General features: G+C 36.0%; 9 protein-coding genes and 2 pseudogenes. 3 read left to right on the top strand and 8 right to left on the bottom strand.

Features of this window, described 5'->3' with window-relative positions; translation table 11 throughout:
• Positions 1–15: 15 nt before the first annotated feature.
• Positions 16–201, bottom strand: a complete 186-nt coding sequence (locus CIL05_RS09520) for a PspC domain-containing protein (RefSeq protein ID WP_095655304.1) — start codon at positions 199–201, stop codon at positions 16–18.
• A gap of 537 nt (positions 202–738) precedes the next feature.
• On the opposite strand from CIL05_RS09520, the gene CIL05_RS09515 reads away from it, so the two are divergent.
• The gene (locus tag CIL05_RS09515; protein ID WP_095655303.1) at positions 739–1,641 is read left to right on the top strand and encodes a glycine betaine ABC transporter substrate-binding protein; all 903 of its coding nucleotides are present in this window, start codon (positions 739–741) and stop codon (positions 1,639–1,641) included.
• Between the two features lie 127 nt (positions 1,642–1,768).
• Here the strand turns inward: CIL05_RS09515 and CIL05_RS09510 are convergent, their stop codons facing one another.
• Both CIL05_RS09510 and CIL05_RS09505 read right to left on the bottom strand, forming a co-directional pair.
• Entirely contained in the window at positions 1,769–2,506 is a 738-nt protein-coding gene (locus CIL05_RS09510; RefSeq protein ID WP_095655302.1) for a hypothetical protein, read from the bottom strand.
• A gap of 65 nt (positions 2,507–2,571) precedes the next feature.
• Positions 2,572–3,981 carry a PQQ-binding-like beta-propeller repeat protein gene (locus CIL05_RS09505; protein WP_095655301.1) on the bottom strand — a complete coding sequence of 470 codons (1,410 nt, stop codon included), beginning with the start codon at positions 3,979–3,981 and terminating at the stop codon, positions 2,572–2,574.
• A 1,176-nt stretch (positions 3,982–5,157) separates the two neighbouring features.
• On the opposite strand from CIL05_RS09505, the gene CIL05_RS09500 reads away from it, so the two are divergent.
• The gene (locus CIL05_RS09500; RefSeq protein ID WP_095655300.1) at positions 5,158–5,811 is read left to right on the top strand and encodes a glycine betaine ABC transporter substrate-binding protein; all 654 of its coding nucleotides are present in this window, start codon (positions 5,158–5,160) and stop codon (positions 5,809–5,811) included.
• 123 nt (positions 5,812–5,934) lie between these two features.
• Here CIL05_RS09500 and CIL05_RS09495 read toward each other — a convergent pair whose 3' ends face one another.
• The 4 genes from CIL05_RS09495 to CIL05_RS09480 form a co-directional block, all read right to left on the bottom strand.
• On the bottom strand, positions 5,935–6,621 hold the full coding sequence (locus CIL05_RS09495; RefSeq protein WP_095655299.1) for a copper homeostasis protein CutC: 687 nt from the start codon (positions 6,619–6,621) through the stop codon (positions 5,935–5,937).
• 324 nt (positions 6,622–6,945) lie between these two features.
• The gene (locus CIL05_RS09490) at positions 6,946–8,091 is read right to left on the bottom strand and encodes a trans-sulfuration enzyme family protein (protein WP_095655298.1); all 1,146 of its coding nucleotides are present in this window, start codon (positions 8,089–8,091) and stop codon (positions 6,946–6,948) included.
• Positions 8,092–8,207: 116 nt separating this feature from the next.
• Positions 8,208–9,686 (bottom strand): malate dehydrogenase (quinone), encoded by a 1,479-nt coding sequence (gene mqo, locus CIL05_RS09485; RefSeq protein WP_095655297.1) that lies wholly within the window; start codon positions 9,684–9,686, stop codon positions 8,208–8,210.
• A gap of 132 nt (positions 9,687–9,818) precedes the next feature.
• The gene (locus CIL05_RS09480) at positions 9,819–10,535 is read right to left on the bottom strand and encodes a FadR/GntR family transcriptional regulator (RefSeq protein WP_095655296.1); all 717 of its coding nucleotides are present in this window, start codon (positions 10,533–10,535) and stop codon (positions 9,819–9,821) included.
• 618 nt (positions 10,536–11,153) lie between these two features.
• Here CIL05_RS09480 and CIL05_RS09475 point away from each other — a divergent pair.
• Positions 11,154–11,383 (top strand): annotated as a pseudogene (locus tag CIL05_RS09475) (IS3 family transposase); the annotation flags it as partial.
• Positions 11,384–11,523: 140 nt separating this feature from the next.
• On the opposite strand, the pseudogene CIL05_RS09470 reads toward CIL05_RS09475, so the two are convergent.
• Positions 11,524–12,059 (bottom strand): annotated as a pseudogene (locus CIL05_RS09470) (peptidase S8); the annotation flags it as partial.

Genomic DNA, 12,059 nt, shown 5'->3' with positions numbered 1-12,059 from the left:
GACCAAAACATGTATCTACAATGATGGTGGGCTATCAGGAATTGTATTTGCAAGAATAATATATACGATCAAATTAACAGGCAAAAAAAGGATGAAAAGTAATCTAACCCCGAAAGAGGATATTCCAAAAAAGTCAGCGATTCCTCCACAAACTCCGGATATTGCCTTATCTGTTGATGATTTTCTTAACTTCTTTTGCAATATGGATCCCTCCCTTATTTAACTCTCTATTGCATGACCGCAAAATAATTATTTTCACTATCGGCAAAGTTAAATACTTTGCCAGTTGTTTACATACAACTTAATCTATCCGATTTTATTAATCAATTAATCCCGCCTACATATTTTGGTGTTTTTAATTAAGTTCTACAAAGATATGAATAATCCTTTTTAATCAAATTGTTTACATTAAAATGTTCCATACATTCTTTAGGTGAACCTGTATATCAAAGTTGTTCTTCGGGCAAAATAACAACACTTCCCAAATGCAATTATTATAACCAAAACATCAGATAGGTGTGTAATACAAAGTAAAGCGAAAAAAATGAACTACTCAATCATCCATGCGGCGTTTTCTGCCAGCTGTACGTATTATTTGCGCAGAAATAACTATATTTACTGTTTGAGTTATACATGTGAAGGATGTAACATTAATTAAGTTGTTCGTGATGAAAGTGGTGCGCACCCTTCATACATAAAAATAATGGAATGGCTAAAGATGGAGGAATGTAATACAACATGATTAACTTTAAATGGAAAAAATCGGGATTGATTACTGGTTTAACTTTATCCCTTATTGTTGCAGGTTGTGGATCCAATGATGAGAATGCACAGACTGAAACTACTGTTAGTGAAGAAATGGAGTATACAATTACTGGTATTGAGCCTGGTGCTGGACAATCGGAAACAAATACAGAAGCTTTATCTACGTACGATAGTCTCGATGGTTGGGAACAGGAACTGGCTTCAACAGGAGCAATGTTAACACAATTAGGTGAAGCAATTGATAATGAAGAACCAATTGTCGTTAGTGCATGGTCTCCTCATTATATGTTTGCTAATTGGGATATAAAGTACTTAGAAGATCCTAAAGGTCTCTATGGCGAAGATGAAGCCATCACTACAATTGCAAGAACAGGCTTAAAAGATGAAATGCCTGGGGCTTATACAATTCTTGATCGATTAAAGTGGGAGATATCAGACGTAGAAGAAGCCTTATTAGCAGCCCAAGATAAGGAATTTGAAGTAGTAGCCCAAGAGTGGGTAGATGAAAATCAAGAAACAGTTGCACAATGGACAGAAGAAGTAGAGCCTGTAGATGGCACTTCAATCGAATTAGTTTTAACTCCTTGGGATGCAGAAACTTTTACATCAAATGTAGCTAAAGTTGTATTAGAACAACAAGGATTTAATGTCACGCTTACACCAGTTGATCCAGCTATTATGTTTGAGGCAATAGTAACAGATGACGCTGATGCATCGCTAGCACCATGGATGCCAGCAACACATGGCGCATTATATGCTGAGCATGAAGGCAATTTTGAAGATCTTGGAGCAAACGTAGAAGGTGCCAAGATTGGACTAGCTGTACCATCTTATATGGATATAGATTCCATTGAGGATTTACAACCAAAAGAATAAAAGCTAACAATAAAAGAGAACTTCTATAATTCAGTAGTTCCGATACCGTGGTTATCAGTACAAATTACAAACAGAACGCTTGGATATTCAAATCCAGGCGTTCTGTTTGTATACTGTAGATCTTGAATCACTCGTATTTGTCAAGCTCTTCTTCGTAGTTTTCATAGTCAACTGTATACTCTACATCAGAAAAACTCCAAGATTTCTCAGAAGGTTCCAATTCAAACATTAATTCTCCTTCTAAAGTTGTGCTATGAATAAAAACATTCCCTGATAGTTCATCACTTGGAAACGAAATCAAATGTAAACCTCTTTCACTAGAATTAGGTAAATACGCATGCTCAGCATTTTCTAGGAGTTTATATTTTTCTAAGAAATCCAATTGTTCCTCAAATTCTTCCTGATCAAAATCATAATCCTCTAACATGATAGTCGCTGAACTGGCAATGTATTTGTCATTAAATTCCTCATCATCCTGCCAATCTTCTATTGGTTCAGAAGCTAAAGCGAGTTCGTAATTATAAATTGGCTCATCCGTAGTATTTGTGATTTCAACTTCTAACAAAAGATGGCCATCATGAGTTTCAGGTATAGGGTATCTTTCGTGTATCTCATCTGTCATCGGTGACACATAACCTGCTGATATAAGCTTAATCTCTAATCCTTTATAGCGGTCTTCAACATAATCAGTGAATACATCTTCACCAACAACATGATACTGTTTACCATTCAGACCTGAGTCTTCACTATCTTGTTTCTCTTTCCCCTTGTCCGCACCGGATTCATTTGACTCACCTGATGAGCATGCCACCAACAATCCAGTTAAAAAAATAAGTAACATTAATAAACTTGTTAATTTTTTCATATAAATTCCCCTTGTTTACTATTATATTATAAATTGGTTTCATTCTTTCCATAAATTATCTAAACTTATTCTATAGGTGTAATGGCCAATGTACTACCATCGGACAAAAACATCCTTTCATTGGAAATTTCAAAAAACAACCCTTCTGCATTCTGGTGCTGAAGTTCTTCAATCGTATCTGTTGCCAGTACTTCTCCTGTATGAATGTCTATTTTATACCAGTCGGTTCCATCAGAGTCCAAAGATCGATTTAAAACACTGGTATATAAATAATCATCATGGACAGCAGCAGAATAATCATGATGCTCCCCATCAACACGAACAGCCCAATTGGGTTCAAATGTTTTATTGTTCAACGACACAATGTACTCATTTTCTTCATTCATATTTTCATGTGCCATAATGATATTTTCTTCTGTCACATGCAAAAGATGGGCTGTTACACCAAATTCAGCAGCATTCAATACTTCTCCTGTGTTTTTATCGAGTTCCACGTAGGCTTTATTTTCTAAAAGAATATGCATGGAATCTCCCATAAATACCGCTTCCCTCGGGTAGGTTGGTACCTGTGCATAAATATCTTCTTCTCCTAATTCCAACTCCCAGGCTAATTCCCCTGTATCTACATCAAGGGCATACAAGAAACTATTTATTCCCATATTTCCCATATACAATAATCCTTCATCAAAGCCCAAAGTATTAATATCCGTTTTTGCTCCTAATACTTTTTCCATACTAATTATGTTTTCTAGCGATTTACTTGCAAGATCAAATATGTAAATATCCCCATTCAACCCTGTGATTCCAATTAGTTTATTTCCATACAAAAAAGTATTAGAAATAGAATCTGTCTGCTTTTTTAAATCATGCTTTGTCGTATCTATTACTTTTTCCGTTTCCGTATCTAAGAAATGAAGGTAAACTTCACCTTTATCCGTTTGTAAAAACACTAAATTATCTTCATAAGAAACCATTTGCGCGTCTGTTTCTACATCTATTTCTTCTGAATAAGTGATATCTTTCATATTTATTGAATACGTACCCATATAATATGTAAAAAAAGCTTTGTCCTTATGAAACGTAATACTCTTATTTGAAAAACTCGCTAATTCAGTAACGTTCCAATCCAAATTAGAATTTTCCATCTCCATCGCATCTTCATTCAATAATTCATTTTGAACAATGTCTTCATATACACTATCAATATCCGTGTCTATCAACTTTCCAGTGTTATCTGGTTGATTTTTCTCTTCCTCTTGCAACTTTTCATCATCACCGGATATCTCTTCATCTTGTGTTCCATTATCTACTGTATCTTCATTATCCGACTCATGATTATCTTGTTGATCATCATTCTCAGTTCCTTCAGCAATATTTTCTTCACCATTTGTCTTTTCCTCGCTATCATCACTACATCCCATTAATATAAAGCTGCATGTAAATAAAATGGCAAAAACCGTTATGTATTTTTTCAATATTCTTCACCTTCCGCTTTTAAGAAATTTGATAGTATCATTAAATCAATTTTATTTTTCAGTGAAATTTCACCCCTCCTAAAGTTGTCGCTACAATTGTCATAATTACTTTTAATCTTCCTTTTTTTCACCTCGCATTACTATATTTTGGCTTTCACTTTATCCTAGCATTTTTCAAAAAAACATCAATTATTTAAACGTTTCAATAATAATCTTAAAATCATTTGGAACAATTATTACTCTCCTTGAGGGCATAGCTGATGAACCTGCATCCATTTTTCAAATTGTTACTTGTTTGAAATTCTTTATGAATCCCTTGCCATTTCTTGGAGAATGTACTTTTTCATTTATGCAGATTCACATGAATATCGCGTTCCAATGCAAACTGGCTCATTGTCTTTTCTTCCTGCAAGATTTCCAACCCCGATATGATATTTGAATTCGGGTGTGTATCTTTATCTTTTCATATACCTGCCTTATCATCTCCTTTTTTCGAGTAAAATCTCGGATCTTTTATAGATAGTCGGGCAAATGCAATTATTTCCGCAACAATTGAAAGAGCAATTTAAGTTGGTATTACTTGATTAAAATGAATCAAATTTAAGTGTATACATTAATTTGTCATAATTAAAGTTACTATTCTTCAAATCCAATGAAGAACCATTCATCTGCAACATCCCAAAATTCAACACCGTATTCTGGCTGATCATTGGTAAACCACAGTGTAGCATTATCATTACTACAATTTTCTAGATCAAGGGCTAAATATCCACCCATGCCACTAGTGTTGGAGGGCTGTCAGGAATTGAGTTTGCAAGAGTAATATAAATGATCAAATTAGCAGACAAAAAAGGATAAAAAGTAATCTAACCATTACAGACGATATTCCAAAATAGTCAGTGACTTTTGGGCAACTGTTGTTATTTTGCAACATAACCGAAACATCAAATAGGGGTGTATTACAAAGTAAAGCGAATAAAATGAACTTCTCAATCATCCATGCAGTGTTTTCTGCCAGATGTACGTATTATTTGCGCAGAAATAACTATATTTACCGTTTGAGTTATACAAATGAAGGATGTAACATTAAATAAGTTGTTCGTGATGAAAGTGGTGCGCACCCTTCATACATATAATGGAATGGCAATATGTAAATATGGAGGAATATTATACAACATGATTAACTTTAAATGGAAAAAAGTAGGATTAATTACTGGTTTAACTTTATCCCTTATTGTTGCAGGTTGTGGATCCAATGACGGGAATGCACAGGCTGATGCTACTGTTAGTGAAAAAATGGAATACACAATTACTGGTACCGAGCCTGGTGCTGGACAAACGGAAAAAAATGAAGAAGCTTTAGTTGCATACGAAAATCTTGCTGGTTGGAAACAGGACTTATCTTCAGCAGGTGCAATGTTAACACAATTAAGTGAAGCTATTGATAATGAAGAACCAATCGTCTTTAGTGCATGGTCTCCTCATTATAAGTTTGCCAAATGGGATTTAAAGTATTTAGAAGATCCCCAAGGTATTTATGGAGAGGATGAGCAAATCACAACAATTGTAAAAAAAGATTTAAAGAATGAAATGCCTGAGGCTTATACAATTATTGATCGATTTCCAGCTATTATGTTTGAAGCAATAGCAACAGGAGACGCTGATGCATCCCTAGCAGTATGGATGCCATCGACACATGCAGCATTATACGATGAGTATGAGGGTGATTTTGAGGATATAGGTCCAAACTTAAACGGTGCCAAGGTTGGACTAGCTGTCCCATCGTATATGGATATTGATTCCATTGAAGATTTACAACCAAAAGAATAAAAGCTAACAATAAAAGAGAACTTCAAACGTGAGTTCTCTTTTTTATTTCGTTGTTTTACAAACTCCTATACGAAGTCCCACTATCTCATGCTGCTATACAATAGTTAGTTCTAGAGATTATATTTACCTCAATTTCTTTACTTTTTCAAACTCCTGTTCATCAAATCCGTTTGCAAAACTATTTTCCTTCCTTACTGCTTTTCCAAAATGATATTGATCCGCCCTGACAGTCTGATGAATCATTTCGATATTATTCCCCGATAAACCTGCACCAGGCAGTATCTTTGGTCCATCGTATTTTTTGGACAGCTCTACTAATTTACTAAGATTATATTTACCAGTCTCACAATCGGCTTTTCCTCCTGACGTTAAAATACGTCGCACGTTTTGTTTGAATTCCAGTAATGTATGATAAGCCTTTTCTTGAGAAGGTACTTCATCAAATGCACGGTGAAACGTGATATCCAGTTTTGCTGAAATATTTATGATGTCTCGCAGTACTTCCTGGTTAATCGTCTTATCCTTATGAAGTGCACCGAAAACAATACCAGTGCCTCCAAGATTAATTACATTTTTGATATCGTCATAAATCGTAGCTAAATCACTTTCTGTGTATTCAAAATGATAACTATGTGGTCGTATCATTGTTTGCACAGGTATGGAAACACTGCCGAGCACCTGTTTAATGGTTCCGAAACTTGGAGTTAATCCACCTTCGCCAATTGCTGATACCAATTCAAGTCTTTCTGCACCTAGCTTTTGAGCTTCCATTGCTTCTTCTTTGTTTTGGACGATTACTTCGATAATCATAATTGTTCTCCCCCTAATTTAGTTCAATAGCCACACGCTAAATCCCGATGCTTTAGAAACATCGTATCATCTTCTCTAATATTATGTTGTTTTTCGATAATACTGCCTGAAAGTTTAATAAATAAAGGTCTAAAAAATAATAACCGCCCGTATATTTACAGGCGGTCTCACACTTATTTCAATCAAAAGCGTATCTTCTTTAATTAACTTTCCGATCTCAATAGCGATGTGCTGAAATCGCCCCAACAAATCTATTCACAAAATCATTATTATTTCCATTTTTCTGGCTTGCTTCTATTTTAATTCTAGCATTATTAGTTATCTCTAAGACAGAACAGATTCCTTTAATGCATGTTCAAAGGCAGCGATAATATCGGCTGCATCCTCTATTCCTACCGAAATCCGTACGAGGCCTTTTGTAATGCCAAGCTCCTTCCTGGAAGCTTCAGGAACAGAACGGTGCGAAGTGGATAGTGGATATGAAACAGATGTCTCCACACCTGCCAACGTAGGAACTATTTTTATCCAGTCTAACGATTTGAAAAAGTCGGCTACCTTACATTTCCCGGTGATATCAATTGTGACGATCGCTCCGTTTCCTTTCGATGACACATTCTCAGGATAATAAACTTTTTGCACGGCTTTGTTTTCTTTTAGTGCATTGGCTAAAGCTTGAGCGTTCTTGGCATGACGCTCCATTCTTACGCTTAAAGTCTTTAAACCGCGGCAAGCAAGCCATGCTTCAAATGGGCTCAAATTACTGCCTAAATTAACTACTTTTGATTTCGCTTTGGCAATCAGGTCTTCCCTGCCGACTAGCACACCTGCAGTAATATCACTATGCCCGCCAATATATTTTGTTGCACTATGCACAACCAGGTCAGCGCCCTCTTCAAATGGCGTACAGAAATAAGGGGTTGCGAATGTATTGTCAATCATCGTGTAAAGATTGTGGTTCCTCGCAATAGTAACTAGTGCAGACAAATCTTCCACACGCAGTAATGGGTTCGTTACAGACTCCGAATAAACCAGTGTTGTAGTAGATTTAATATTTCCGGAGATTTCTTCCCGGCTAGTAAAGTCAACAAATGTAACCTCAATCCCAAAATCCGGCAATTCATTTGCTAACAGTTCATATGTACCCCCATAGATATCCTTAGATGCAACAATATGGTCACCATGCTTAGCCACACTCAATATCCCTGCTAAAATCGCCGACAACCCTGAAGAAGTTGCCACACCATGCGGGGCACCTTCCAACTGTGCAATTGCTTCACCCAATTCATCCGGATTTGGATTGCCAACCCGGGTGTATAAATAATCATTCTTCCCGCTAAAAAAATCTTCTATATCATCAAGATCGGTAAACTTGAAGGCAGAGGTCTGATAGATGGGAGTTACCTTGCTAGTAAATGATTTCTTTTCTTTATTGGATAGGTGGACTGCTCTTGTATCAAAATGTCGTGTCATATTATCTCTCTCCCTTACCCTATTCACATAATAATACTATCTACTTTAACGCACCAAAAGTAAAAATACCAACATACGGTTTGCACCGAAAACTAAGCTACTTATCTTACGTCATTTTACAAATTTAATGATCGTGAACTTGAGTTATCCACCGCTTGGAGAAGTTCTGCATTTTCCGCTAATGATTCATCAAAAGAAGGAATCATTTCCTTTAGTTTTGGTTGCCAACTCCCGAGATATTGGGAAAAGTTGTACTTCAATACATCGAGCATAATTGCGACAGATGTTGAGGCACCTGGTGATTCGCCGAGCAATGCTACCATTGAATGGTCTTCTGAATGGATAATTTCTGTTCCAAATTGAATCATTCCTCTTCCCGAACCATCGATATCCTTAATTACTTGTACACGTTTACCAGCTACGACTAATTCCCAATCTTCATCTTTTGCATGTGGCACAAAAGTACGCAATTTTTCCATCCGTTTTGCCTTGGAAGCAAGAACTTCTTCAATTGAATATTTGATAAGTGAAGTATTTTTAGCACCCGCAGCCAGCAGTGTCAACATATTATCTCGTTTAATTGATTTGAAAAAATCCATATTAGAACCCTTCTTCAAAAACTTTGGACCAATACTTGCAAACGGTCCAAACAATAGGGTACTTTTACCTTCTATATAACGTCTATCCAGATGAGGTACGGTCATTGGTGGGGTACCATCGGGTTCTTTTCCATAAACTTTCGCTTCATGTTGATTGACAATATCAGGATTCGTGCAAACTAAAAATTCTCCACTGATTGGGAAGCCACCAATGTGCTTACTTTCAGGAATTTTTGTTTTTTGTAATAAAGGAATAGCACCGCCACCTGCACCAATAAATACGAAATCAGCTGTATGGTGTTCAATTGTATCATCTTCCAAATTACGTACGCTAACCTCCCATTTTCCATTTTCTACGCGTTTTATATCTGTGACAGTACTGTTGTATTGGACACTTATATTATCTTGCTTTTCTAAGTTGGTAGCCATTTTACGAGTCAGCTCACCAAAATTAACATCTGTTCCCGAATCCATTTTAGTTCCAGCAATAGGTTCTTCCGACGTACGCCCTTCCATTATTAATGGCATCCATTCTGATAATTGTTTTGGTTCCTCAGAATATATCATTGTTTCAAACATTGGAAGGGGGGATAGGGCGTTAAAACGTTTCCTTAGAAAGTCGACATGTTTTTCACCATATACAAAACTGATATGTGGTAAGGCTCGAATAAAGCTTTGTGGATCATGGATGTCATTTTCTTCTACTAAATGGGCCCAAAATTGTTTTGATATTTGAAACTGTTCATTAATTTCAACCGCCATACTTGCATCAATGGAGCCATCTGGTTGTTCAACGGTATAGTTCAACTCACATAATGCAGCATGTCCTGTACCAGCATTGTTCCATTCATTAGAGCTTTCATCTCCGGCTTGGTCAAGCTTTTCAAAAAGTTTAATATTCCAATTTGGTTCTAATTTATTTAAGAGCGTGCCAAGTGTTGCGCTCATGATACCAGCACCAATTAAAATAACATCTTTTTTTTGTTTATCATACATCTTTTTTACCTCCAGATTATATCCAAAACATGTATTATAAGATTAAGTAAACATCTAAGTTACCTATATTCCGCACCTGCTAAAGGGAACTCAAATAATTTTATTCTTTATAAGGGTGCGGAATGTGGGTTATTACTCTCCTAAATCTAAGTATTTGGATTGTGCTTTTTCTACTTCTAGCAAATGACTTAACATATTCTTATCGGCCAAATCCATCTGCCTTGATTTGATTGCTTCAAAAATTAATTGATGTTCCCTTAGTAACGAAGTCATTCCTTCTTCCGATTGCCATAATAATCTCCGAGTCTCTCTCATTGACATAACCATTGTATCTGATACACTTCGTACTAAATTAATTAACATTTGATTATGGGTTGCATCAGCGACTGCCATATGGAAATCTAAATCCGCTTGTTCTCCAATCATTCCTTCGCCATTTGCCTGTTCCATTGCGAGTAAGGCTTCTTCCATTGGTTTTAAATCCTCTAATTGATGATGTATGGTTGCTGATCTAGCCGCACCAACTTCAAGTATTTTACGAACTTCATTCAGTTCTTTAATGTCTTCTTGATTCATTAATAGGCCAGTTTCAATTGGAATGGAAAACGTTGAAGGATCAAACTTGGTAATATAGGTACCTTCACCTTGGCGCGTTTCAACTATCCCCTTTGCACGCAATCCACTAAGTGCTTCCCGAATGGTTGATCGACTCACATTAAAATGAACCGCCATCCGATCAACTGAATCCAATTTATCTCCTTGCTTTAGCACTCCAGTCTTTAACATCTCTAAAAGAGAGTCTGCTACTTCTTCATAAACTTTTTTTGCACGAATGCTCTTATACTCCAAAACATGATCCCCCTTGTTTCTATAATCTATCTGCAAAGAAAAAAGATGAATTTCAATAGAAGAACTTAGGCTTTGGAAACCTTTTTAAATAAGGTTAGTAATACAAATCCTGTTGTACCATGCTTACAACCAGATTAAATATCCAATTTGGATAATCTCCCTAACAATCTTTTCAAAGTTGCTAGAATCTAAGTTTAAAAAACAAAAACAATGAAAAAACAACCGGTAAGGTCATCTGATGACCTCACCTATATATATTAAACGCTTTCATTATAATTAGCAAGTGCAATAAATTGAATATAAGTTCAGTATTACCTAAGCAAAGAAAGAATCTATTTTGATAAAAAACTAAGCAAATTCTTTCTTCATTTTATCGAGACGTTTATTAAAAGTTCCAATATAACCTTTGCCCCTTTTCATCAATAGACATTTCTACTGAATAACGGCCTGCAAAACTGTTCAACCACACTTTGAATGTTTTATAAATCTCTTTAAAACTCACTAAATAATGTCATCTGTTGTCAATAATCTTTGATTTGTGATTTCGTATGCTAAATCATATGTTAAAATCAAATAATCGTTGATATGTAAGGATAAAACCGAGTGGGCGTCGTCATTACTGACCAAGGAGCTCACTATACTAGCCCAGAGTTCCAAGCATTATTAAAGAAGTACAACTTAGGACAATCAATGTCACGACGGGGAAACTGTGGGATCACGCTTCCCTGGAATCGTTCTTTGGCCATTTTAAAGGTGAAGCGTATATAAAACTGCGTGAAACGCTAGAAGAGCTAAAGAAAGAAGTTAAACAATACATGATTTACTACAATAACTATAGATATCAATAGAATCTAAAAAAGATGACTCCCGTACATTACAGGAATCATCTTTTGGATGGTGCATAGTCTTCTTTAAAATGTCCTTGACAAAAGGTACATTTCAAAACGCCCCTATGCTTTTTCTTATTCAAAGCTCAACTAATGTTAGATCAATCAACATTAATAAACAATTTACCTTCCGCTTGCTCACGGGTTTCATTACCAAAGTCATCTACTACTTTCACTTCAATAACCGCACCTTCAGCATAAGCATCACTTGTTGCTGTCCAGTAACCAACATAGTGACCTTCAGATGTTTCCATCATTGGAAGCTCTGTCGCATTGGCAACAGTATTTGTTAGTGGCATGTGGATAAAGTATGTTGCTCTTAATCCAGGCTCACTATCAAATTCAAATTTCACGTTTTCACCAGCATTGATATATACATCTTCAGTTGGTGTTAAGTTTTCAATTTTCGGTTGAGTGAAGTCCACATTAATTGTTACAGATTCCTCTGATATTTTTCCAGTTAAATCAGCTGCAACAACTTCTATTGTGTTTTCCCCTTCATCAAGCAGGATACGTTTGGAATAACTTCCATCCGTTACAGCTGCCTCTCGACCATTTACTTCTACATAGTCAAGATTAGCATCTGATACAGTACCTTCAACTGTCACTGTTTCACGGTTTGTTTCATCACCATCAG

Origin of the sequence: Virgibacillus profundi, assembly GCF_002287375.1 — a bacterium.
Classification (GTDB): domain Bacteria; phylum Bacillota; class Bacilli; order Bacillales; family Amphibacillaceae; genus Virgibacillus_K; species Virgibacillus_K profundi.
Note: the sequence above shows the minus strand (reverse complement) of the source record. Positions and strands in the feature narration are given on the sequence as shown.

What these genes read in the sequence shown, in the direction of transcription:
- CIL05_RS09500 (WP_095655300.1), top strand. Translation starts at nt 5,158, where the DNA reads ATGATTAACTTTAAATGGAAAAAAGTAGGATTAATTACTGGTTTAACT.
- CIL05_RS09495 (WP_095655299.1), bottom strand. Translation starts at nt 6,621, where the DNA reads ATGATTATCGAAGTAATCGTCCAAAACAAAGAAGAAGCAATGGAAGCT.
- CIL05_RS09510 (WP_095655302.1), bottom strand. Translation starts at nt 2,506, where the DNA reads ATGAAAAAATTAACAAGTTTATTAATGTTACTTATTTTTTTAACTGGA.
- mqo (WP_095655297.1), bottom strand. Translation starts at nt 9,686, where the DNA reads ATGTATGATAAACAAAAAAAAGATGTTATTTTAATTGGTGCTGGTATC.
- CIL05_RS09515 (WP_095655303.1), top strand. Translation starts at nt 739, where the DNA reads ATGATTAACTTTAAATGGAAAAAATCGGGATTGATTACTGGTTTAACT.
- CIL05_RS09490 (WP_095655298.1), bottom strand. Translation starts at nt 8,091, where the DNA reads ATGACACGACATTTTGATACAAGAGCAGTCCACCTATCCAATAAAGAA.